We start from the raw sequence: 23,116 nt of genomic DNA, 5'->3' as shown, positions 1-23,116 counted from the left end.
TTCAAAAAATAAAGAGAGCTGAGTTGGTTAGTTCACTGTTTATACAATCCAATTAATAAAAGAAGATATCTGTTTTACTAATTAAATGAAAGTTCAATAGCATAAACCGTCTATTTCCTGTTCTCATCTACGATTAACTTTTTACTACGTGCGAATCTTTTAATTTTAATAGTTCCAATCAAATTAATTATAGAGTCCAATACTGAACAGGTATGCAATAACAACAGCAATAGGACTTGATATTTGTCTCGCGATCAGAAATGCTGGTGTACCATATTCTATTGTTTTTGGTTTCGCCTGCATTAAAGACATACCTACTGGAAAGAAGTCTCCACCTACTTGTGCGTTAATAGCAAACAAAGCTGGTAATGCGAATTGTGGCGGAATCGCTCCTGCTGCAATTTGAGTACCTACTAGAACACCAACGACTTGGGCAACAGCTGCTCCCGGACCCAGGATAGGTGACAAAAATGGGAAACTACAAATAATAGAAATAAGCAGTAATCCCCAAAGTGACGATCCGAGCGGAGTTAAAGCGTTTGCAATCCATTCCCCTACCCCTGTATATTGTACTAGGGCTACTAAAATACTAACAAATGCCATAAACGGTATAATCGTTTTCAATAACAGATCAACCGTTTTTCTACCTGAGTCTAAGAACATGGAAACTACAGAACCAACGACTGAACCGATTTTGGTTAATAGTTTAAATATTGGGTTACCGCTTTCTTCGGCTGCACTTTGTTTATCGACTTTTTTTGGTTGTTTCTCTGGTTTAGGCTCTACTACTGCAGCGTGTTCATGACCTGGCTGGTCTGATTCTTGTACTACTGTAATGTTCCCTTTTTTAATACCAGAAACATATATTTCCTCTTTGATGTGCTCAGCTAATGGACCAGATGGACCAATCGCATTTAAATTAATTGTGTAAATCCCTTTTTGTGGATAAACACCACATCTTAATGTACCGCCACAGTTAATAATTGCACAAACAATCTCATCATCATTCGGTACCTCTTTAAAGCCATCTACTGCCACACCACCTATGGCGTCTGCAATATGTCTAGCTAAATCATGAATTCCTCCACCTGTCATTGATAATACTTTGTTTTTCTTCCCTTCACATTGTAAATAAAGTGGGCCGCCCCAACCACTACCGCCTTTTTCAACTTTGATCATTATATTTTCAGACATTTTTGTCCCCCCTTGTTAAACCTCGTAGTTATTTCTTCTGGAAATAATTATAAATACTATCTCGGTAATAATACCACTGATGACACCTACAACAATACCGGTAATAACATAGCGAATAGCTAAAGCACCAACTGGTAAACCAAGTGCCTCAATACCTTGGGCAACCCCTAGCCAAACAAATAATTCAGCTGGATTCGTATGGGGAAATAAACTAGTTAGCGGGTGACCATTTCTAAACATCGCTTCCATTAATCCAGGTTTGGACTTTTCCGGTAGAAACCTACCCATTGTTATACTAGCAGGGTTTCCGAGAAAAAATCCTGCAAATATAGGAAATATTGAGTATTTTAACAAACTACTTTTTGCTAAGAATTGACCCATTTTTTCGATCCGGCTTTCACCAACAAGGTTTACAATAAATTGAATTAAAGTTAGCATTCCTACAAGTATAGGAACAATACCAGTAAACATGCCGACAAACGTATCTCCTACAAACTCGAAAAAGCCCATAAACTGTTCTGCAAAATCAACAACAAATGACATAACTTCATCCTCCTTTTATTTGTTATACTGATTTTGATTGAGATTTAAAAAAACTAAATGACAAAAAATAAATCCATTACATGTTTATGCTTATATTTGATAAGGAGAGAGAGTTATCCCCCTCCAGTAGCTCCATATATCGGACTATTTTTATTGCTTAACGTTATTCTGACTCTTCTTGTAATAAAACACTTACACGGTAACTTCCTTGCGTACTAGCAATCTCGTAGGCCTTTTGGATTTCTTCTATAGGTACTTTTGTTTCAATTAATTTTGACACATCAACTTTTGCATCATTTAATAAATTTGCTGATTTATTAAAATCATGTATATCTGCCCCATATGTCCCAATCAATTCAATTTTTCTATAATGGACTAAATTAGAATCCACATTTAATTCAGGAGCAGGATATCCTGCAGCAAATAATAACAATCTACCATTTAAGTGTTTAACCATTTCTAATGCTTGATCATTTGCTTTTGTAACTCCAACGGCAAGAATAACTGCATCTGCCCCTTCAGCATTTGTTAATTCTTTTACTTTTTCTACTGGATCATATTTTTTCACATCAATAACATTTAATCCCATTGATCTTGCCGCCTCAATCTTCTTATCCATCATCTCAGTAACAATGACTTCCGCACCATATGCTGTCGCAGCTAGTGCATTTAATATCCCCATTGTTCCAGCACCAATGACAACAACGCGTTCTAACGCAGTAACTCTTAATCGTTTTAGTCCACTTACCACTGTTGCAAGCGGTTCCAAAAATCCAGCCTCACTGAACGATAATTTTGGATTCATTTTAATCACTGTATTTGCATTCTTAACATTATAAGTTGCAAAACCTAAATGACCGTAATATCCCTCATCATTTTTATCTTTAAACGGGTTTGATATTTCTATGCATTCACTTGTTCTCCCAGTTTGACAAGCCGTACATTCTCCGCAGTAATCATATGCAAGTGCAACATGATCCCCTATATTTAATCCATCTCTTACATTTTTACCCTTTGCGACAATGATTCCAGCACCTTCATGACCACCTGCCATCGGATATGGTTGGTGTTCCCTTAGTCCAAGCCATTGCCCAAAATCTGTTGTACAAATATTACAAGCTTCTTGCTTAATGAGGACTTGATTATCACCAACTTCTGGTATTTTACCTTTATGTACCTCTGCGTTTCTTGCCTTCGTTAAAACAGCAAACTTTCTCATTTTAGTCATCATATTTCCTCCCTTATATTATCCTTGTACTAAATACATCAGATCACTTAATAATTAACATTTTTAGTTTCTAGGTTTATGGATAATTTCTGCAAACCTAGCTAATAACTCTTTTGCTTCTTTAGGCGGGCGTTGCCAAATATTTCTGCCAATTGCAACACCATTAATACCAACATTAATAGCATCATCTACCATATTCACTAAATCTTCGGTAGTCCCACTTTTACTTCCACCTAGTAGAATAATAGGAATATCAAAATACTTCACCCAATTTTCGAGTGTTTTTGTATCACCAGGGTGAGCTGCTTTTAATATATCCGCGCCTAGTTCAAACGCAGCCCGATTCGCATCAGTTAAAACTTTTGCCCGTTCTTTAGGATCTTCGATTGGTTTTGATATAAGGGGTTCCACTAAAACTGGTATTTCCCATTTTTCTGCCTCCTCAATTACTGAGGCTATCAACTTCATAGAACGCATTCTTTCCTCAGCTGGACGGTCCCAAAACAAGACCAACTTCATACAATCATATCCTTTTCGAACTGCAATCTCTGGACTGAATGTTAAATGATGTTCCATTCGTTCATTTTTTACTTCATAACTAAAAACATCAGAATTTAGCATTCGACCTGGTGCACCTTTTCCATGAAAAACTTCTTCAGCTTGTCTAGCAACACCATCATTTAGTAATATTGCATCGATATCAGGTGTTTGTAATTCTTTAAGAGTCTTAACTGGATTTTCTAATCCTTCAATACTTCCACCAATACCATGATCTACAGGTAAAATAAGTGTATTACCTGTGTCCCTTCTAAAAATTCTTGACAATCGTAACGATTTCCCCATTTGGTCATCCACTCCTTAAATTGTTTTTCTTTACACCATTAACCTATTGTTGTTTAAATTTAAAACATCCGTTTGTACGTATAATGGTTTAAAATAATAATAGTATAATTAAAATTTCTTGTCAATTACTTATTTTAAAATTTCAGTTTATTTATTTTTTAATTTTTGTCTTTACAATGAAAAGAACATCTTCCCTTTACGTATCGACTGATCGTTACAAATTCCGGATATGAAAACGAAGAAAATTATGTCTATTTGAAATAACAAAAGAAGACGCCCTATATCAAGTCACAAAACTATGAATACAAGAAAAAGCTTCATTTAAAAAGAACATCAAATATCGGATAAATATTGCTTATGACAAAAGTACTGATACCTATACTTGTGACAATAACCAGTAGTTACATGTCATTCGAAACTACACGCGAATCTCGTAGACCAGCTACCAATCTTAGGTAATCTTTTATGATTTTGAAGACTGCACCGGTTGTCCACTCAAAGACAGATACCAAAGCCAAAGGAAACAAATAACAGCATGTAGCCAAAGCATTTATAGCTTACCAAGAAATTGTGTAAAAAATATTCTAATAGAAACGGACACATTATATAGTGTGAATTGCTCTATTCAAGTCGAAGAAACTTTTGGCGTACTGAAGGAAAGTTATCATCTGAAGAAGTTTCGTACGCGAGGAACAGGTAATGTACGAAACGAGTTTTTGATTCTAGCATTTAGTTATAATTTCAATAAAATACATACGAAAATCCAAACGGATCGCCTTAATCTCTATTATCATCCATTAATTAAAAAAGACAGCTTAAAAATATAAAAAGGGAGATTTATTTAAGTGTGTCAAAAATCAATTAGTTTTTTTATTACCATGAATAAGCATAACCAGCTTTAAAAAAGCTATCCAACATAGAAAAGGAGCTGTCATAAAATACAAACCATGCATTTTACAACAACTCCTTTTGTATTTTATGCACTAGGTGGTGCATCCGCCTTCTCCATCCAGTCTTTCCCTTCAATATGTCTTGCCACAACCATACTTGAAACGGTATCACCTGTTGAGTTAACCATTGTAGCTGGCGGATCAACAACAACCCCGATAGCTGTAATAATCGGCAGAGCTTCAATTGGGAACCCGTATAAGGTAATAATCATCAGCTCCCCTGTAAAGCCGCCACCAGGAATTCCACTCATAACAATACCAGATAATAAACAAATTCCGATAGCTGTTAAAAATGTATCAATTCCCGTGAAATCCTGATTAAACACACCGAAGATAAAGGCAATCTTTAACATAGCTGATAGACATGAACCATCCATATGAATCGTTGCTCCAAGCGGCATAATCGTCTCACGAATATCTTTTGGAACACCAATGCGTTCTGCAGCTTGCAAGTTAACAGGAATTGTCGCGACACTGCTTCCTGTTCCCAGCGAGGTTGCTGCCGGACCAAGTATATTCTTCCAAAAACGACTTACTCCCTGTTTTCCTCCAGCAAGGAATGCATATAATGTAAAACCAATCGCAAAATACAGTATAGCCACCGGATAATAGACAATCACTGCTTTTGCATAATCACCAATCAGCGCTGTACCAAATTCACCTACTAAAGATGCAAAGTAAGCACCCAATCCAATTGGCGCATAATACATAATCAGTTTAATTAACTTCATAAATACGTCAGAAGCACTCGTTAGTAACCTTCCAAAAGGTCTTCCCTTTTCTCCTGTCAAGCCAGTTGCAACACCGATTAGTATCGACATAACAATCAGAGCCATCATATTGTCTCTAGAGAATAAATCAACAAAATCTGGAACAGTAAAGGTATTGACTAATTGATCTGAAAGAGTTTGCTCTTCAACTTCTTCAGGAGCATTCAACGGGATATCCACATCTGAACCCGGCTGAAAGATCACTGTTGCAACCAGCATGAATACAGACGCAATAATTCCCGTTATGATAAACACCGTAATCATAGAACCCATAATTTTTCCGAGTCTTTTCATGCTATCCATGCTAGCAATAGCTGACGAAATGGAGAAAAATACAAGCGGGATAACAATCATAAATAGTAAATTGATAAATAAATCCCCAAAAGGCCTAATAACTGTCGCATCTTCACCAAAAATTAATCCAATTATTGCCCCAATTATAATAGAACCTAAAAGAATCAGCGGAAATCGGTAGGCTTTTAATTTTTCTAACATTATTTATTTCCCCTCTTGATAATATAATTTTAATAGAACTTATTTCATTTTACAGGAATAAGGAATTGAAGGGAAGTTATTAAATATTCATATAATTTCTTTCTGTTATTAACAAATTAAGTACTATTTCAATATTCTTTAGTTTTCGTGCATATCAAAACGATCTTTTAAAAATAAACTAAAATAAATCGCTATTCTACCAAAAATGATAGAACAGCGATAACCTATGATAAGTTGTATTTTATTTTTTCGAGTGCTAAAATAAGTCGACGGGCATATTGGTCTGGAGACGTGATAGAGTGGAATCAATCGGTCTTCTTCCAAACCAATATGTCAGTCTTTACTTATTTTACAGATACCGTATCTGCTTTATCCTTCGATACTTCACTGCTTAATTCCGGTTTCACTACAATTTTAATATGCTCTGGTTGTGGTCCAGCTACTAATATATCTCTAGCCTCTTCTAAATCAACCACTTTAGAAATCATGAAATCTGTTTCTATTCTACCTGTCGAAATTAAATCTGCGGCAATACTTAATTGTCTGGCTGTTGAATCAGACGTACCCGTAATCGTAATTTCATTATAGTGAATAATATTTAGATCCAGTGTTGCTTCTGGTCTTTGCTTTGGCATCCCTCCAAATACATTGATTCTGCCTCTGCGTCTTACCCATTGCAAGGCATCATTCACAATTTCCGGAACTGGCACAGCAACGATAACGACATTGACTCCTAATCCGTTGGTAACTTCTTTTATTTTTTCCGTTGGATCTTCTTCCTGTGGTGAAAAAGTAATATCCGCACCATGTTGTTTTGCAATTTCTAAACGATTTTTATCAAAATCGCTCGCAATAATTTGTTTTGCTCCATTTAATTTAGCCAATTGAATATGGAATAATCCCATCGGTCCACAGCCAACAATCAGTACGCTGTCTCCCAGCTTTACTTCCGCTATTTCCTGACCATTAATAGCGCACGATAATGGTTCACTTAAAGCAACCTGCTGCAGCTTATCACTTGAAACTTTTAAAACATTACCAGATCGAATCGAACGTTCCGGAACCCTCATATATTCTGCAAAGCCGCCATCATAATTATATGCAGTTGCTTGTTTATCCAGACATTGGTTTTCATAGCCTTCTAAGCATAATTCGCATTTACCGCAAGGACTTACTGCTGCAACAATAATATGCTCTCCGACTTCATATTCGTCTTTCCAGTTTTCACCGACTTTAACAATAGTTGATGCAATTTCATGCCCCATAACCCGAGGTAAGTCCATTCCATGTGCTGAACCCCCTGCAGCAATATTTCGAAAGTCACTGCCGCAAATCGTACAGGAATCAATTTTAATCAGTAATTCATTATCGTTAATTTCAGGGACAGGAATATCATCCACTTTCATATCTTTTGGTCCATATAAACGTAATGCTTTCAATGCAAATCCTCCTTGAATATTGATTTTGACATAAGATCATTTTAATAATTTATAAATCATTAAATTAAATATAATTATACAGATTGTTTTACTACTTTTTCAGCAGCTATTCCATCAAGCTTGCTTGTAGCGTGCATCCATTCTTTAAATTGTGGATAAGCTTTCTGATATTGTTCACTGTATAATTTATAGATTTCATGATTTTCTGGATTCGGTTCAATACGCTTCTTGTAACGAACCATATTGTTTACTGCTTCATCGGCATTTGCATAAGCGCCAGCTGTAACCGTTGCCATAATTGCCGAACCTAAACAGGCTACCTGATTCGATTCAGGAACATTAATTGGCAAATTACTTACATCTGCATGAATCTGCAGATACAAATCACTATTTGTTGCTCCTCCAGCTAAATAGAGCTCTTCTACTGGGATACCGTTTTCCTGAAAGTTTTTAATGTTTAATTCGGTACCATATGCGATCGCTTCCATAATAGCACGATAAATATGTGCTCGTGTATGCTTTAATGTCAAACCAGAAATAAATCCTCGGACATTCGCATCCACATAAGGAGTACGGTTTCCTTGCCAGTATTCTAATACAAGAAGTCCTTCTGATCCTGGTGGAAGCTCTGCTGCCTCTTTATTTAATATGTCATAAACACTAACACCTTGCTGTTTAGCCTCTTCTTCAATATCTTTTCCAAAATGTGTTTTAAACCATTTAATAACGGAGCCTGAAGAAGCCTGACCAGCTTCGGCTAATTTCATACCTGGGAAAACAACGCCTGGATATGTTCCAAAAATTCCTTCTTTATGAATCGATTTGTCGGTAAAAGCTAAATTACAATGAGAAGAACCTGTAATAAGTGCCAATTTGCCTGGTTTGGTTACTCCAAGACCAATCATTCCATTTAAACAGTCAACTCCGCCCTGGCCGACAGGAGTTCCTTCAGCAAGCCCTAAATGCTCTGCCGCATAAGGTGTAAGTCCACCTACATATTCTCCCAGATATTTAATTTCTTCCGGAAGCTTATCAAAGATATCCTCTAAACCAATCGCTTTATAAAAGTCTTCTGGAACACCGCCCTTTTCTTCATCATAGTACCACCTCAATGTCGTTGTACTTGCAGAACCCGTATTTTTACCAGTCATCATAAAGGTATACCAATCTACATAATCCATAATTTTTTCAGTTTGATGATAATTTTCAGGCTCATTTTTTTTGACCCATAGTACTTTACTTGGCATCCATTCTGCCGAGACATTTCCAAAACCATTATACTTTAGTGCTTCATGACCAGTCGCTGCCATTTCTTCTGCTTCTTCTGAAGATCGAATATCCATCCATATAACAGCTTTTCTGACGGGGGTTCCATCATTTTTAGAGAATACTACACTCGAGCAAGTTGTATCTAAACCGATACTAATAATTTCATCTTTAGAAGCATTTGCATCCTTCATTGCCTTTTTAATACTTTCTGCTAAGGATGCCCACCAATCATTTGGATCCTGTTCAGCCCATCCCGGCTTTGGATAATAAGTTTTATAAGGAGTTATCCCTTCCCCTACTTCATTCCCTTTCAAGTCAAAAATTCCTACACGAACACTTTCTGTTCCACCATCAACACCGATAACAAGTTCTCTTTTCACAATTAATCTCTCCTCTGTAGTTGCTTTAAAAGCAAATTTTTTAAAAACAGGTGAAAACGATGATAAATCTAAGAGAATATTTTGATGATGGTTACCAGAGATATTATAAATGAGTGCTACTTCAACTCTACCTCTGATTCTACGCGTTGGCTTTCCTTCTCTTTTTGATTTCTCAACAAGTATTCTGCAACATATTCATCGGTAATTAACGTATCCACCCATCCCCCGGCGAGCGCTGAAGCAATCGCTTCTTTCTTGTAGCTATTTCCAGATACTAAGACAACTTTTGAATGCTTACTTATTTGAGCAATGCTTGATCCAATCACTCTATTGTGGATATCAATTTGAGGTATCCTTCCATTAGAATCAAAAAACCAGCAAGCTACTTCTCCAACAACGTTTTCTTCTTTTGACTGTTTTTTCTCTTCTTCGGTTAGCAAATGAATATGGGCATAGGAAGAAGATTCAACACCAACACTTATAAACGTAATATCTGTCTCTAATGATTTTTTAAATACATTTTGAACCGTTAAATCACTTAAAATTGATTCTTTTAAATCTTCATTAGAAACAATGGCTGGTGCATATAAAGGAAAGCACTTTGCTCCTAATTTTTCCGCAACCCTTTGCGAAATGGTGTTAGCATCCAAGCCATACCCCATCCCTGGCCAATTACCACCCATAATTGGAACAACTTCACAATCAATTTTTTGTTCATTTCCTAGATAGTAAGCAAGCCTTTTTAATGTTTCTCCCATAGAAAAACCAACAGTCATCCCTTCTTTGACCTGGTTCACAAGATATTCTGCTCCTGCCTGGCCTAAGGAATTTAATATATTTTCTTCTTTCGTCGAATATACTGGAACAACAATAGCCTCGGTAATCCCAAAAGCTTCTTCTAATTGCTGTTCTAAATCAAAACAACGTGTCACGGGAGTTGTCACATTTATCTGAACAATCCCCTGTTCCCGTGCCTCTACTAACAGTCTAGAAATTTTACTTCTTGAAACATCTAATTCTTGTGCAATATCATACTGTGACATATTATCGATATAATACATATATGCAATTTTTGATAATAACCTCAAATCTACTTTAGACATAAGCTAATTACAGCCTCCTGATCATCTTAAATACTTATTTTTTATCATATCACTCCTTTATTATTTTTTGAACGAGGTTATTACCGAATACGTTTTGAACAAATGTGCAAAAATAAAATCATTTGTTCATTTGCGATTAGTATAAATGAATGTAATTCCAATGTCAACGCTTTCATTTAATTTTTTTACTTCTTTTTTTCCTAATTAATTGAAAGAAACTTGCTTTTTATGGTTAATTGGAAATTAATATTTTTTATTTACCTTTGTGAATACTTTTTGAAAGTTTTATAACCCGTTAGGTTGGGAATACTTTTACAAATATAAATTGGAAACTATTTCTTTTCTCTCTTTCTTCAATTTTTCAAATGATATTTCAAGAGAATTTAAACAATATAATTATAGTAGCTTGTTTTCTTCTTCATTAGGCTGTATAATATGGTTTATACTTACATATGATTCCGTAGCTCAGCTGGGAGAGCGCTACCTTGACAGGGTAGAAGTCGTTGGTTCGAGTCCAATCGGAATCACTATTAAATATCTATTTGTATAGCATGGAGACCTTCCTTAACCAGTTAGGCATAAAAAAGATAAAGTACTTCTTTTTCAAATTTGCTCTAAGACACATTACATTATTATGGATGTGTCTTTTTCATTTTTAAAAATTCATAACGCCTTTCATATTTACTTTATAGAACTTTTACAAACAGTTAAAAGGGAATCTATAGATATCACGAACTCGATAATAGGAGTTGATTCAGATGCAAGCCATACAATCAAAGCTAGAAACATATATCCACAGATATTTAGAATTGTGGGATTTCTACGGTGTAATTCAAATCAAAAAGAAAAATGAAGTTCTTTTTGAAAACGCATACAGATATTCGAATATCGAATTTGAGATAAAAAATGATATAAGCTCCCGGTTCTCAATCGCCTCAATATCAAAGCAGTTTACTGCATTTGCGGTTATGCTTCTATATGATAATGGGCAGTTGAACATGGATAACCCTGCAAATTTATACCTTCCTGATGATATGAAAATTAATGAATCCATTACCGTACATCATTTATTATCGCACACTTCTGGTTTGTACAATTTCTATAATTTTGAAAATGATTTTTTCTCCGGTTATAACAGAATGGACTACTCGAAAAACGATTTCTTTCAACGGTATATTAATAAAAATCCTAAAACTCTACCTGGTATGGAATATGATTATAATAATTCAAATTATAATTTGCTTGCATGGATTATTGAAAATGTCTCTGGAGAAAAATATGAAGATTTTATTCGCAAAAACATCTTTCTGCCTTTAAATATGATGGATAGCAACATTGATGACGGATGTAAAATAATCAAAAACAAATCATGTAATTATGTAAAAGATTTTGATACGATCATTAAATCTCCGTATCATAATGAAAAATTTAGCATCGGTGCAGGAGCTATTGTTTCTAACTGTGATAATTTATATAAATGGTATACCTGTCTACGCGATAGGAAAATCATTTCACAGAAAGCATATAACCGATTTTTTAATAAGAATAAAAATAACTATTGTTATGGATTGGAGTATCATCATGTTTATGGCACCACCAGATACTCACATGGCGGAGATCACCTTGGAGTAAGCACTTATATGCAAAATTACTTCGAGGAAGACATTTGTATCATTATTCTTTCAAATAATGAGGCTATCAATCAATACAGATTAGGCAATGCCATTTCAGCCATTCTGCATAATATTGATGTAGAAATGCCTATAAGATTTGAAGAATCTTTTCTTAGTAAAAGTGAGCTTGAAAAATATTGCGGTACCTATTTGAAAGATAAGATTCAAATAGGTTTGATTAATGGAAAATTATACTTTGTAAGATTTTCAGGCAATCTTCATATTGAAATTTATCCGATAGGTAATGGAAGATTTGTCCGACGTTATTTTGACCAGGTGGATCCCTATCTTATTATCGAGAACAAAAACGGTGAAATGACCTTTTTTGGGTATGTTAAGGCTTAATTAAATTATAATGTAAAATAAATATACAATCATAAATCATGTTGGAATCCCTATTGCTTCGCCTGTAATTCATAATAGATCAACGGATGATCAAGACATTTATTTTAAAAAACGCTTATTTTTACATTAATCCCATGAAATATCAGGAGGTTAGTCATGAATATACGAAACTCAGCAAAAGCAATAATTATTCAAGAACATCAACTGTTAGCGATAAAAAAACAAGACAAAGACGGCTACTACTTTATTTTACCCGGAGGCGGTCAAGAACATGGAGAAAATCTACATCAAACATTGCAGAGAGAGTGCATAGAAGAAATAAATACAACCGTTGACATCGGCAATCTTCTATTTATCCGAGAGTATATAGGGAAAAATCATGAGCATTTTGAATTCGATGGGAGTGTACATCAGTTGGAATATATGTTTTTGTGCACTATTCAAAGTAAAAATATTGAATTAAAAAATGGAATTATTCCGGATGACGGACAAATAAGCGTGGAATGGCTACCTTTAGCAGAACTATTAAATTATCGATTATATCCTCAAGCAGTGCGACAAAAAATCATTGCTCGTGTAGCAGGTGATGATTTGCCAGTATACTTAGGTGATATTAATTAAGAAAATAAGAAGCGAGCATAACACTATAACGTGTTTATGTTATGAAAATGAGTAAAAATTCCCGACAGCAGATTTACAATTTACAAGAGTCTCCCTTATCATTTCGTAAACCGAACTAATTACTAGCTTATTTATCTGCATTCATTCTATAATATAATAAGCAATTAATTTTCATTTGAAATTCTGAATACTTTTACTTTTTCCAGTTGGTAGGTGGATGATTTGCGCAACGTTTTTTCTTATTTAGGACCTTATAAATTCCCTTCGATGATCGCCTTTTTATTCATGCTGATGGAACTGGCAGTGGAATTATTGCTTCCCCTCTTCCTCGGTCTAATGATTAATCAGGGAGTTGTAAATCAAGATATCCAGAACATTATGTTTTGGGGATCGATTATGGTTGGTTTGGCATTATTATCATTTCTTGTAGGGATTCTAAATTCTTTTCTATCCTCTCATGTCAGTTTTTCCTATGCTTATGATTTACGAGAAGAATTATTTTCCAAGATTCAACGCTTTTCTTATGCAAAATTAGCCAAATACCCTACCTCTTCTCTGGTTACTCGATTTACAAATGATATCCGTCAGATTCAGAATACCGTTTTCATGGTCCTTCGCATCATGGCAAAAGCGCCTTTGACTGTTCTCGGCGGTGTTATTATGGCTTTTGTAGTAAATGCTCAGTTAGCATTAGTCTTTTTAATTACTGTGCCGCTGCTTATTTTATTTCTTTTATGGATATTAAAAATAACAAGCGGATTATTTAAACAAGTCCAAAGTAATGTGGACCATGTGAATCGAGTAATGCAGGAAAATCTTGCCGGAATGAGACTTATTAAAGCCTTTACCCGCCGCAATACGGAAGAAACCCGATTTGATCATGCTAATCAGACACTTGCTTTAACTACACGGAAAACCTTTCGTATCGTGGAATCAACGGGGCCGGTACTATTATTTGTAATGAATTTAAGTTTAATTTTCATCATTTGGTTTGGGAGTATTCAAACAGTAAATGGGCAAGCAAATATCGGTGAAGTGGTTACCATGATTAATTATGCGCTTCGTGTAGCAATGGCCATTTCTATGTTTTCATTCATTATCATGATACTTTCCAGAACAAAAGCCTCTGCGGAACGGATTAGTGAAGTACTTACAGAAGATCATCCAGAACAAGAGGAAAACCAGGACACCAATAATTCTATATCCCAAGGGTATATACGATATGACAATATTTCATTCCGATATCCGGATGCGTTAAAGGAAACGCTCTCCAATATATCTTTCTCTGTTGATTCAGGGGAACACCTTGTGATAATAGGCGCAACCGGTTCCGGAAAGACTTCTTTATTCCAGTTAATGCCTCGCCTTTATAAACCTTCTAAAGGCACAATATATGTGGATGACATCCCTATAGATAACTATTCCTTCAAAGCTTTACGAAATAGTATCGGGTATGTTCCGCAAACGCCGCTTTTATTTACTGGATCGATTTTTGATAACATTGCTTTTGGGAAAAGGAATGCAACGATGGAAGAAGTAATTCAAGCAGCTAAGGATGCACAAATCCATGAAACCATTCAAAACTTGGATGATCAGTATGAAACGAAGGTCGGTCAAAAAGGTGTCAATCTCTCAGGTGGACAAAAGCAGCGAATATCCATTGCCCGGGCACTTATTCGCAAACCGGAAATTTTGATGCTTGATGACAGCACGAGTGCGCTTGATTTAGCTACAGAGGCTCGATTCTTGCAGGCATTAGAACATTACCAATGTACGGTGCTTCTTATTACACAAAAAATATCCACTGCTAAAAAAGCGGATCGTATCCTCTTGCTTGAGCATGGAGAGATTCTAGACATAGGCTCACACAACGAGCTCCTGGGACGGTCTAATTTATACCAGGCGATCGCAGATTCACAGCAGGAAAAGGAGGCCCTTTATGCGAAATAGTTCTTTAAAAGCCGCCTTTCAATATAAACGGATTGACCTTTCAAAAGTAAACACAGCTGACTCCAAAAAAGCAGAAAATATGGGGGCAACCTTAAAGCGAATATGGAACTATTTAAAGATGGAAAAAGGAAAATTGATTCTCGTTATCTTTATGGTCTTGATCAGTTCGATGTTTGCTCTATTGGGCCCTTTTCTAGTCGGAATGTCTATTGATCATTTTATTGCGATCGGACAGATTAATGGGCTTGGTCTGCTGCTATTGGGATTAGTATTTGTTTATATTATTCATTCCCTATCGCTCTTCCTCCAAAACTTTTGGATGGTTGATATTGCACAACAAACCGTGTATACATTGCGAAAAAATCTATTTGAACAATTTCATCAGCTTCCTATTTCCTATTTCGATCAAAGACAGCATGGAGAATTGATGAGCCGATTAACCAATGATATTGATAATATCAATAACACATTGAATCAATCAGTGATTCAAATATTCGCAAGTGTGTTGACGTTACTAGGAACTGTCAGTATTATGCTTTATTTAAGCCCTATTTTAACAGCAATCACCATGTCTATTATTCCTGTCATGTATCTTGCTATGCGCTGGATTACCAAACGAACCGGACCATTATACAAATTACAGCAGCGCGACTTAGGCGAGGTAAATGGATATGTAGAAGAAATTGTTTCCGGCCAGCATGTTGTTAAAACCTATTCGCAGGAAGACTACGTAATAGATCAATTTGAACAAAGAAATAAATCATTGCAAAACACAGGTTTTTGGGCGTTAACCATTTCTGGATTTATCCCAAAAATCATGAATACATTAAACTTTTTAAGCTTTGCGATGATTGCCTTTGTCGGTGGAGTACTCGTTATCACCTCAGATGGCGCATTGGTTACAGTTGGAACAATTGTAATCTTCACAGAATACGCCCGACAATTTACAAGACCTTTAAATGAACTATCTAATCAATTTAATTTGCTGTTATCCGCTATTGCCGGTGCCGAAAGAGTGTTTCAGGTAATGGATGAAACGAAAGAAGAAATCGATGAGAAAGATGCGATCGAGATTTCAGATACAAAAGGTCATCTTGTTTTTGATCATGTGGGCTTTGGATATGAAAAAGCTAAGATCTTGAATAATATCAGCTTCGAAGCAAAGCCTGGAGAAACAATTGCATTTGTTGGTCATACCGGAGCGGGAAAAACAACCATTATTAACCTTATCTCCCGCTTTTACAACTATGATAGTGGTCAAATTTTATTGGATGGCGTGGATATAAAAACAATTAAACGGGCCAGTCTCCGTAAACATATGGCTTTTGTTTTACAGGACACCTTCTTATTTCACGGAACGATCCGGGAAAATATTCGTTACGGCAGATTAGATGCAACAGACGAGGAAATAGAACAAGCAGCAAAAGATGCCAATGCACATGATTTTATTATTTCTTTACAAGATCAATACGATACCGTTTTGGATCAAGATGGAAGCGGGATCAGTCAAGGTCAAAAGCAATTATTAACGATTGCACGTGCACTTTTAGCAGAACCAAAAATATTAATACTGGATGAAGCGACCAGTAACATTGATACGGTAACAGAATTAAAAATCCAGGAAGCATTAACCCGTTTAATGGAAGGCCGCACAAGTTTTGTGATCGCCCATAGACTCAATACAATCCGGGAAGCAGATAATATTATTATGCTGGAAAACGGGAATATTATGGAACAAGGCAGCCATGAAGAGCTTATGAAGCAGCAGGGAAAATACTTTAACCTTTATCAGTAATAATAAGCTTCAAGTGACAGTATACACATACAATGATAGACTATTTCTATATGATAAGAAGTTATTACGTATTACAAGAAAGGTTGAGGTGGAAAGCTTGCGTAGAAAAGGTAAAATGATTGAAAAAGAAATAAACAGTTCCTTTTTAAATGAAAGGATGACTTTACAGATTTATCATCCTGAAACTTTTTCCGACTTATATAAATATGAAATCTGTATTATGCAAGATGGAAAAGATTACTTTCAAATGGGGCGAATCGCTACATTAAGTGACAAGCTGCATGATGAGAAAGAGATGCATAACGTGGTGTTTGTTGGAATTCATTACAAGGATAAACATGACCGGAGAAAAAAATATCATCCATCTGGTGAACAAAATGAAGCTTACACCAATTTTCTAGTTCGTGAAGTTGTCCCCTACTTAGATGAATTAATTCCAACATACCATATGGGAAAAACACGTTCGATCATTGGTGATTCTCTAGCAGGAACACTCGCATTGATGACTGCAATGAAATATCCACATACCTTTGGAAAAGTAGGTATGCAGTCTCCCTATGTTGATGATGCTGTGTTAGCGTATGTAGAACAAGCAAAACCCTTTTCTACATTGGATATTTATCACACAATCGGTACAAAAGAAACAGAAGTTCACATGAGCGATGGAAATACAGCTGATTTCGTAGAACCTAATCGAAATTTAAATCAGGCCTTAAAAAAAGCTGGAGCAAGTTATACGTATCATGAATTAGAGGATGGCATTCATACTTGGAAGTATTGGCAAAATGATATGCGCCGTCTTCTTACAACTTTATTTGATTAAAATTTCTATTTTCTTCTTCTTTTGCTATACTTATATAAATGTAGCTTATATAACTCAATCATTAATCATATACTAGGAGGTTGTGCAAATGAAATATGGAATCGCTATTTTCCCTTCAAAAACTGTACAGGATCAAGCTAATGCATTAAGAAAGCGTTATGACACAAGGTACTCTTTAATCCCTCCACATATTACATTGAAGTACCCGTTTGAAACAAATTCTGAGGAAATCGATGAAGTTGTTCAAGAGCTGCATAAAATTGCCGGCAGTATAGACCCTTTTTACATTCATATCAATAAGGTAAGCACCTTTGAGCCTGTAACAAATACGATTTATTTAAAAATTGAGCCAATTGAACAGTTAAAAACACTCAACGAACAGCTTCAGCAAGGTATATTTGAAAATAATCAGCAGCATTCGTTTGTTCCACATATTACGATTGCCCAGGATTTAGAGCACGATGAATTCTCTGATATTGTAGGCAGATTAAAAATGGAAGGCTTTGCTATCAAAGATTATATTGACCGTTTCCAGCTGCTATATGAATTAGATAATGGTTCCTGGACGGTTTATGAAACATTTTTATTAGGAAAGGAATAAAACACGGATGCTCGTAAAAATCGCAACCACACCGAAAGAATTGCAAGATGTGTACCATATTCGCAATGTGGTATTTATCGAAGAACAGAACGTACCTGCAGAACGGGAATTAGATGAATTTGATAAAACAGCAACCCATTTTATTGTATATGAGGAAGAAACGCCAATTGCTGCTGCACGTCTGCGCTTCACAGAGGACGGTTATGGCAAGTTAGAGCGTATTTGCGTACTCAAATCACAGCGTGGGAAGGCTATTGGTAAAAAAGTAATCCTTAAAATGGAAGAAGAAATTACAAATCAGGGTTTTCATAAAGCAAAACTCAACGCACAGACACATGCCCAGCATTTTTATCAAAAGCTGGGCTATAAAGTGACATCCGGTGAATTTATGGATGCTGGAATTCCACACATAACCATGATAAAACATTTATAATTCATGAATGAAGACTCTTATCTCTGGTAGGTAAGGGTCTTTTCACGTACATTTTTTCTCCACTTCTGTGCACAATATAAAATACTGTGTATATGATAAAGGAGCGTATGATATGTCCAGTTACGTAAGTATGTTTACAGAAGTTGTTTTTGGTTTTTTCGCTTTATTTTTAATCACAAAATTATTAGGGAAAACACAGATTTCACAAATCACTCCATTTGACTTTATTTCTGCACTGCTTTTAGGAGAATTAGTTGGGAATGCTTTATTTGATCCAAATGCCGGCATACCGGAAATTGCGTTTGTCGTAGGTCTATATGCTATTCTCATGTATATTATCGAAATTGTGTCGCAAAAGTATAAACGGACCCGGCACCTGCTTGAAGGAAGCCCGACCATTGTAATTCATCGCGGAAAACTTATCCGGGATATGATGAAAAAGACGAAGCTGGATATTAACCAATTGCAGCACCTTTTAAGAGAAAAAGATGTGTTCTCTATCAGTGAGGTAGAATTTGCAGTTTTGGAAGCAAATGGTACGGTATCCGTTCTTAAAAAATCAGATTACCAGACACCTACACGCAAAGATTTAAAATTATCGCCTCAAGACGTTGCATTGCCCATCACACTGATTAATGATGGAGAAATAATTAAAGATAATATGGAGGAGAAAAACCTCCCTGTATCCTGGTTGGAAGAGTCAATTCGTGAACAGGGATACAAAGATATTTCGGAAATTTTTTATGCAGAATATACCAAAGATAATCCTTTATATATTGTTCCCTTTATTAACCGGAATCATAAAAAATATACTGATCTGGATTGAATTTGTACTTTTGCTTAAACATAAAAGAAGCATTCCTTTTTATCGTAAGAGGAATGCTTCATACATATTTATTAACATATCTTCCCTTACCGGTAAAAAGAGAAGAATCCAGCGGCAGGTCTAATGGTTTCTGCGGTTCAGGGCGATTACGGTAAAAACGATCATACGTGGCACTTAACTCCTGATGTCTTCGATCTAATTGAACTTTAAAAGCACTTTCTACATGATCCGCTTTTTTCTGTGCCGGTTGTACTCTTTGATGATAATCAGTATACTGTGAAGTCTGTACTGGAAGAATATATCCCATCCTCCGCACCTCCTTTGTATATTCACCTATATATACCCTTTCTCAGAAAATTGAAACCGCTTTTTATATATTATATACAGCTTTTTAAATATTGTATAGTCAGAATTTTATTTTTATTGAATCAGCCGTTTATTATAGCTACACTCGCCCACACCAACACAGTAAAGACACATATCCTATAAGGAAAGAAAATTCAAATTGTGAAAGGAGCAATTTCTCATGGGTTGTGGAAAAAGTTACGATACCGGAAGTTGTGTAGCAGATATTTTAAAAGACATTGTTGATGCTCAAAATGACATTGTAGAAAATTGCTGTGATACGAGCTGTGAACAATCAATTAATGACCTTTTATGTACAAATGAGGTTACTAATGATTTAGACACTGTTCCAGTTATTTTATACTGCAAGGATTGCAAGCCTTTTAAAGGTTTTGGCACAACAAAAAACCATCACAACAAAATGAATCCAATCTTATCCAGCTTTATTTTCCGAGTGAAGAAAGTAGATAAAGACAATTGCGCTATTCTTGAATTATTACTCAGTGATGGCGAAAGCTGTGGTTTTGACCATATGAAGGATCCGACAGAACAAAACACAGAAGACCTTGAAGCAACAGGTATTTGTATCACAGTAGATTTAGATTGTTTCTGCCATGTTACATGCTTACCAGCAATTAGAGCATTCCATTAAAATAGCAGCAATCATAAAAGACACCATCCAGGTAATTTACTCCTGGACGGTGTCTTTTAAAAACCAAGTAATTGAATGTTTTCAATGTCCTCAATCTCAATTTTCACCTTGTTTTTTCGATTATATAACTGTAAAAATAGCGTATCTTTCTCTTTTTCACGAATAATTCCCCGGTATTTTTTCTTGGATGCGGTCATTATTTCACATTTTATTGGAGGAGCAAATTCGGAGCGGTTCGTTAAATAATTAATTTTTTCAGCAATGGTCATTTCCATAAATTTTTTCTTACTAGATTGTTGATCCTTTGCATGAGTATTTTCACTTGATAATGTTTTGTTATCTTTTAACTGTGTTTTTTTCTTTGGCGGAACTTGGCTAGCATTCTTTTTTTGTTGTTTTCTATAGTCACCAACATAATTCTCTTGCATGGGAGCTGTAGATTCTTGCAGCCGAGGCTGGCTAATGTAAAGTAAGGGAGCTTGCGCTTTATTTTTATTTGTCATCGGTCATACACCCCTTCTTGGCTTATCTTGTATAGTGTATGAACCTGGAAATTGTTTTGTGTCAAAAGCACAGGCGTCTCTTTACATAAGAAAGAAGGCTGCCCTCAAAAACCGGACACCCTTCTTTTAACATTAACTCAACTTTCGCACCTTAAAAAGAAACTATATTTCCATAGAAACAGGAGTTGGTCGTTTCTTTGATAAAAAGAAGAGAAGGTGTAGTGTAAAGCACCGCTGCGGCGGACCGTTTTGCTTTCCTAGGGGCACGCTCTTCAGCTAACTTTTGCCAAGAAGAGCACTTGGCAAAAGTGGATCTTCAGATGGTGCTGATCCCTCAGGAGTCAAAACGGTCCGCCTCCGCTAGTTAAATATTCTATGCGTGAAATAGCTGAACAAAAAAGATAGATCAGACAGAAGAGATTTTTCGTGGTGCATGGTAAAAATGTTCAGTCAAGATTACGTTCTGTGCATGAAAGCTATTCTCTGTATTTCATATCCATGCTGTTATGATTCGAACAACTGCTAAACCAATCATTTGAAATACCGGAATGATCATGTCATCAAGCGATAGATATACTATTTCGTCCACCCCAACAGAATGTTATTTCTTTCATTCGCTGTAGAATCCTAACTAAGCGTAGGCCAACCACGCAGACTCCTATGGTAACAGGGCGAGCTGAAGATCCACTTGAAAAGCGGTTTTCTTTTCAAGTTAGCTGAAGCCGTCCCCATGGAAAGCGGAGTGGTTGGCCGGAGCGGAGCTATGCACTATCAATAGTTCAAAAAAAGCTGATTTAACTAAAGAGCAAGCACAATAAAGAAGAACTTGATAACCCTGAAACAGCCAGATATATATGCTTATTCTCAGGTGCGATAGTTGAGACATTAAGATTAAATTAAATAACTCATAAATGCAGTTGCCATTCCAAAGTAAATCAACGTAGAGATAAGATCATTAATCGTTGTAATAAATGGTCCTGATGCAACAGCCGGATCAATATGCAAACGATTCATTACCATCGGAATGATTGCACCTGCCAATGTAGCCACAACTAATGATCCTGCTATGGATAAACCTACAAGGATACCTAGATAGACACTTCCTTGCCAGATAAAAATAATACCAATAAGAATTAAACCGCAAATAATTCCATTAATTAATCCTGTTAATGCTTCTCTTCCCAGGAGCTTCCACTTTCCTGTATTATCAAACTCCCCTGTTGCCATTCCTCGTACAGATACTGCTAATGCTTGTGTTCCAGAATTCCCAGCCATACCGGCAATTAAAGGAATAAAGGCAGCTAAAACAGCAACTTGATCCAAAGTTTCCTCGAAGCTGGCAATTAATGTGGCTGTCAACATTCCAAGGAATAATAAGATAACAAGCCAGGGAAGTCTTTTTCTTGCAGAGCGTATCGCTGTATCATCCTTAATATCGGTATTTGACATCGCCGCTAATTTGGAGTAATCCTCACTAGCTTCTTCTTCCATAACATCTAAAATATCATCAACGGTAATAATACCAAGAAGATGATCTTGAAAATCAACTACTGGAAGTGCAAGAAAGTCATAATCTCTAAACATCTGCGCTACATCTTCCTGGTCTTTCGCAACGGATACAGCAACAACTTTCGTACTCATCACATCTTTAATCAACGTGTCATTATCCGCAATAATTAAATCTCTAATCGATAAGACACCAACTAAATGTTTATCATTATCAAGAACAAACAAATAATAAATCGTCTCTGCATCCGGAGCTTCCTTTTTTAACTGCGTCATTGTCTCAGCAACAGTTTGATCTTCAAAAAGGACGACATATTCTGTAGTCATGATACTACCAGCTGTTTTTTCTTCGTAATGAAGCAGCTGTTTAATATCGTTGGCAGACTCCTTATCCATGATCGTCAAATAACTGACTACTTTTTCTTTATCCAATTCATTTAAAATATCGACTGCATCATCGACAGGCATTTCGCCAAAAATCATCGCAGCATATCTCGGATCCATCTCCTCAAAAAACTCAATGACATCATCCAAATCAATATTGACTAATATCTCTGACATTTCTTCAGGAGATAAATACGTGTATATCTGCGACCTTCTCTCTTCACTCTGCTGCTGGAAAAATACAGCCTGATCATATGGATGAATTTCCAGAAATTCTGTTCGAAACTCCTCCAAATTTTCATTTTCCAATGCTTCTTGAACTTTATCAATATGTTCTTGAAACTGTTCTTCATATTGAACATCATATTGATCCTTTTTCATAGCAGTTCCTCCTTTCTTTTCACTGATTTTCTTATTCTTACACATCCTACCCTATTTTACAAGA

Annotated in this window: 21 protein-coding genes and 1 tRNA gene; 11 read left to right on the top strand and 11 right to left on the bottom strand. The window is 35.9% G+C overall.

Translation table 11 applies throughout. The features are described from left to right. Window positions 1-183 precede the first annotated feature (183 nt). From srlE to BN986_RS10425, 4 genes are all read right to left on the bottom strand, one after another. Window positions 184-1,194, bottom strand: a complete 1,011-nt coding sequence (gene srlE / locus BN986_RS10440; RefSeq protein WP_040979728.1) for a PTS glucitol/sorbitol transporter subunit IIB — start codon at window positions 1,192-1,194, stop codon at window positions 184-186. A gap of 15 nt (window positions 1,195-1,209) precedes the next feature. Then, window positions 1,210-1,737: a PTS glucitol/sorbitol transporter subunit IIC gene (gene srlA, locus BN986_RS10435; RefSeq protein WP_040979727.1), complete on the bottom strand. Its 528-nt coding sequence runs from the start codon at window positions 1,735-1,737 to the stop codon at window positions 1,210-1,212. A gap of 163 nt (window positions 1,738-1,900) precedes the next feature. Then, window positions 1,901-2,965 (bottom strand): zinc-dependent alcohol dehydrogenase, encoded by a 1,065-nt coding sequence (locus BN986_RS10430; RefSeq protein WP_148417104.1) that lies wholly within the window; start codon window positions 2,963-2,965, stop codon window positions 1,901-1,903. 63 nt (window positions 2,966-3,028) lie between these two features. Continuing rightward, on the bottom strand, window positions 3,029-3,808 hold the full coding sequence (locus BN986_RS10425; RefSeq protein ID WP_040979725.1) for a class I fructose-bisphosphate aldolase: 780 nt from the start codon (window positions 3,806-3,808) through the stop codon (window positions 3,029-3,031). 458 nt (window positions 3,809-4,266) lie between these two features. On the opposite strand from BN986_RS10425, the gene BN986_RS28080 reads away from it, so the two are divergent. Further along, window positions 4,267-4,635, top strand: coding sequence for a transposase (locus tag BN986_RS28080; protein ID WP_081922182.1), 369 nt, complete (start codon window positions 4,267-4,269; stop codon window positions 4,633-4,635). Between the two features lie 149 nt (window positions 4,636-4,784). Here BN986_RS28080 and BN986_RS10420 read toward each other — a convergent pair whose 3' ends face one another. From BN986_RS10420 to BN986_RS10405, 4 genes are all read right to left on the bottom strand, one after another. Further along, window positions 4,785-6,023, bottom strand: coding sequence for a dicarboxylate/amino acid:cation symporter (locus BN986_RS10420; protein WP_040979724.1), 1,239 nt, complete (start codon window positions 6,021-6,023; stop codon window positions 4,785-4,787). Window positions 6,024-6,367: 344 nt separating this feature from the next. Beyond that, window positions 6,368-7,462, bottom strand: a complete 1,095-nt coding sequence (locus tag BN986_RS10415) for a zinc-binding dehydrogenase (RefSeq protein ID WP_052400746.1) — start codon at window positions 7,460-7,462, stop codon at window positions 6,368-6,370. A gap of 74 nt (window positions 7,463-7,536) precedes the next feature. After that, entirely contained in the window at window positions 7,537-9,111 is a 1,575-nt protein-coding gene (locus BN986_RS10410; RefSeq protein ID WP_040979723.1) for an FGGY-family carbohydrate kinase, read from the bottom strand. Window positions 9,112-9,227: 116 nt separating this feature from the next. Then, window positions 9,228-10,214 (bottom strand): sugar-binding transcriptional regulator, encoded by a 987-nt coding sequence (locus tag BN986_RS10405; protein WP_040979722.1) that lies wholly within the window; start codon window positions 10,212-10,214, stop codon window positions 9,228-9,230. A gap of 454 nt (window positions 10,215-10,668) precedes the next feature. Here BN986_RS10405 and BN986_RS10400 point away from each other — a divergent pair. From BN986_RS10400 to BN986_RS10360, 9 genes are all read left to right on the top strand, one after another. After that, a tRNA-Val gene (locus BN986_RS10400) sits at window positions 10,669-10,741 on the top strand. Window positions 10,742-10,972: 231 nt separating this feature from the next. Next, window positions 10,973-12,232: a serine hydrolase domain-containing protein gene (locus BN986_RS10395; protein ID WP_040979721.1), complete on the top strand. Its 1,260-nt coding sequence runs from the start codon at window positions 10,973-10,975 to the stop codon at window positions 12,230-12,232. 156 nt (window positions 12,233-12,388) lie between these two features. Continuing rightward, a complete protein-coding gene (locus BN986_RS10390) occupies window positions 12,389-12,853 on the top strand; it encodes an NUDIX domain-containing protein (RefSeq protein ID WP_040979720.1) in 465 nt (154 codons plus the stop codon). A gap of 222 nt (window positions 12,854-13,075) precedes the next feature. Continuing rightward, on the top strand, window positions 13,076-14,803 hold the full coding sequence (locus BN986_RS10385; protein WP_040979719.1) for an ABC transporter ATP-binding protein: 1,728 nt from the start codon (window positions 13,076-13,078) through the stop codon (window positions 14,801-14,803). Continuing rightward, window positions 14,793-16,598 (top strand): ABC transporter ATP-binding protein, encoded by a 1,806-nt coding sequence (locus tag BN986_RS10380; RefSeq protein ID WP_040979718.1) that lies wholly within the window; start codon window positions 14,793-14,795, stop codon window positions 16,596-16,598. Before BN986_RS10385 ends, BN986_RS10380 begins: the two co-directional genes overlap by 11 nt. 97 nt (window positions 16,599-16,695) lie before the next feature. After that, window positions 16,696-17,421, top strand: coding sequence for an alpha/beta hydrolase (locus tag BN986_RS10375; protein WP_040979717.1), 726 nt, complete (start codon window positions 16,696-16,698; stop codon window positions 17,419-17,421). Between the two features lie 88 nt (window positions 17,422-17,509). Continuing rightward, window positions 17,510-18,022, top strand: coding sequence for a YjcG family protein (locus tag BN986_RS10370; protein WP_040979716.1), 513 nt, complete (start codon window positions 17,510-17,512; stop codon window positions 18,020-18,022). 7 nt (window positions 18,023-18,029) lie between these two features. Continuing rightward, on the top strand, window positions 18,030-18,455 hold the full coding sequence (locus BN986_RS10365; RefSeq protein ID WP_040979715.1) for a GNAT family N-acetyltransferase: 426 nt from the start codon (window positions 18,030-18,032) through the stop codon (window positions 18,453-18,455). Window positions 18,456-18,567: 112 nt separating this feature from the next. Next, window positions 18,568-19,281, top strand: coding sequence for a YetF domain-containing protein (locus BN986_RS10360; RefSeq protein ID WP_040979714.1), 714 nt, complete (start codon window positions 18,568-18,570; stop codon window positions 19,279-19,281). A gap of 58 nt (window positions 19,282-19,339) precedes the next feature. Here the strand turns inward: BN986_RS10360 and BN986_RS10355 are convergent, their stop codons facing one another. Beyond that, window positions 19,340-19,588, bottom strand: coding sequence for a hypothetical protein (locus BN986_RS10355; protein WP_040979713.1), 249 nt, complete (start codon window positions 19,586-19,588; stop codon window positions 19,340-19,342). A gap of 219 nt (window positions 19,589-19,807) precedes the next feature. Between BN986_RS10355 and BN986_RS10350 the strand changes: the two genes are divergently transcribed. Continuing rightward, window positions 19,808-20,278: a CotY/CotZ family spore coat protein gene (locus BN986_RS10350; protein ID WP_040979712.1), complete on the top strand. Its 471-nt coding sequence runs from the start codon at window positions 19,808-19,810 to the stop codon at window positions 20,276-20,278. 56 nt (window positions 20,279-20,334) lie between these two features. Here the strand turns inward: BN986_RS10350 and BN986_RS10345 are convergent, their stop codons facing one another. Then, window positions 20,335-20,781 (bottom strand): CotO family spore coat protein, encoded by a 447-nt coding sequence (locus BN986_RS10345; protein WP_040979711.1) that lies wholly within the window; start codon window positions 20,779-20,781, stop codon window positions 20,335-20,337. 891 nt (window positions 20,782-21,672) lie between these two features. After that, window positions 21,673-23,052 (bottom strand): magnesium transporter, encoded by a 1,380-nt coding sequence (mgtE, locus tag BN986_RS10340; RefSeq protein WP_040979710.1) that lies wholly within the window; start codon window positions 23,050-23,052, stop codon window positions 21,673-21,675. Between the last annotated feature and the right edge of the window lie 64 nt (window positions 23,053-23,116).

Origin of the sequence: Oceanobacillus jeddahensis, assembly GCF_000750635.1 — a bacterium.
GTDB classification, from domain to species: Bacteria; Bacillota; Bacilli; order Bacillales; family Amphibacillaceae; genus Oceanobacillus; species Oceanobacillus jeddahense.
Note: the sequence above shows the minus strand (reverse complement) of the source record. Positions and strands in the feature narration are given on the sequence as shown.

Excerpts from the sequence above, each read along its gene's own strand:
- BN986_RS10420 (WP_040979724.1), bottom strand. The coding sequence starts at position 6,023 with ATGTTAGAAAAATTAAAAGCCTACCGATTTCCGCTGATTCTTTTAGGT.
- BN986_RS10350 (WP_040979712.1), top strand. The coding sequence starts at position 19,808 with ATGGGTTGTGGAAAAAGTTACGATACCGGAAGTTGTGTAGCAGATATT.
- srlE (WP_040979728.1), bottom strand. The coding sequence starts at position 1,194 with ATGTCTGAAAATATAATGATCAAAGTTGAAAAAGGCGGTAGTGGTTGG.
- BN986_RS10405 (WP_040979722.1), bottom strand. The coding sequence starts at position 10,214 with ATGTCTAAAGTAGATTTGAGGTTATTATCAAAAATTGCATATATGTAT.
- srlA (WP_040979727.1), bottom strand. The coding sequence starts at position 1,737 with ATGTCATTTGTTGTTGATTTTGCAGAACAGTTTATGGGCTTTTTCGAG.
- BN986_RS10380 (WP_040979718.1), top strand. The coding sequence starts at position 14,793 with ATGCGAAATAGTTCTTTAAAAGCCGCCTTTCAATATAAACGGATTGAC.
- BN986_RS10355 (WP_040979713.1), bottom strand. The coding sequence starts at position 19,588 with ATGGGATATATTCTTCCAGTACAGACTTCACAGTATACTGATTATCAT.
- BN986_RS10370 (WP_040979716.1), top strand. The coding sequence starts at position 17,510 with ATGAAATATGGAATCGCTATTTTCCCTTCAAAAACTGTACAGGATCAA.
- mgtE (WP_040979710.1), bottom strand. The coding sequence starts at position 23,052 with ATGAAAAAGGATCAATATGATGTTCAATATGAAGAACAGTTTCAAGAA.
- BN986_RS10365 (WP_040979715.1), top strand. The coding sequence starts at position 18,030 with ATGCTCGTAAAAATCGCAACCACACCGAAAGAATTGCAAGATGTGTAC.
- BN986_RS10430 (WP_148417104.1), bottom strand. The coding sequence starts at position 2,965 with ATGACTAAAATGAGAAAGTTTGCTGTTTTAACGAAGGCAAGAAACGCA.
- BN986_RS10425 (WP_040979725.1), bottom strand. The coding sequence starts at position 3,808 with ATGGGGAAATCGTTACGATTGTCAAGAATTTTTAGAAGGGACACAGGT.
- BN986_RS10390 (WP_040979720.1), top strand. The coding sequence starts at position 12,389 with ATGAATATACGAAACTCAGCAAAAGCAATAATTATTCAAGAACATCAA.
- BN986_RS10360 (WP_040979714.1), top strand. The coding sequence starts at position 18,568 with ATGTCCAGTTACGTAAGTATGTTTACAGAAGTTGTTTTTGGTTTTTTC.
- BN986_RS10345 (WP_040979711.1), bottom strand. The coding sequence starts at position 20,781 with ATGACAAATAAAAATAAAGCGCAAGCTCCCTTACTTTACATTAGCCAG.
- BN986_RS10395 (WP_040979721.1), top strand. The coding sequence starts at position 10,973 with ATGCAAGCCATACAATCAAAGCTAGAAACATATATCCACAGATATTTA.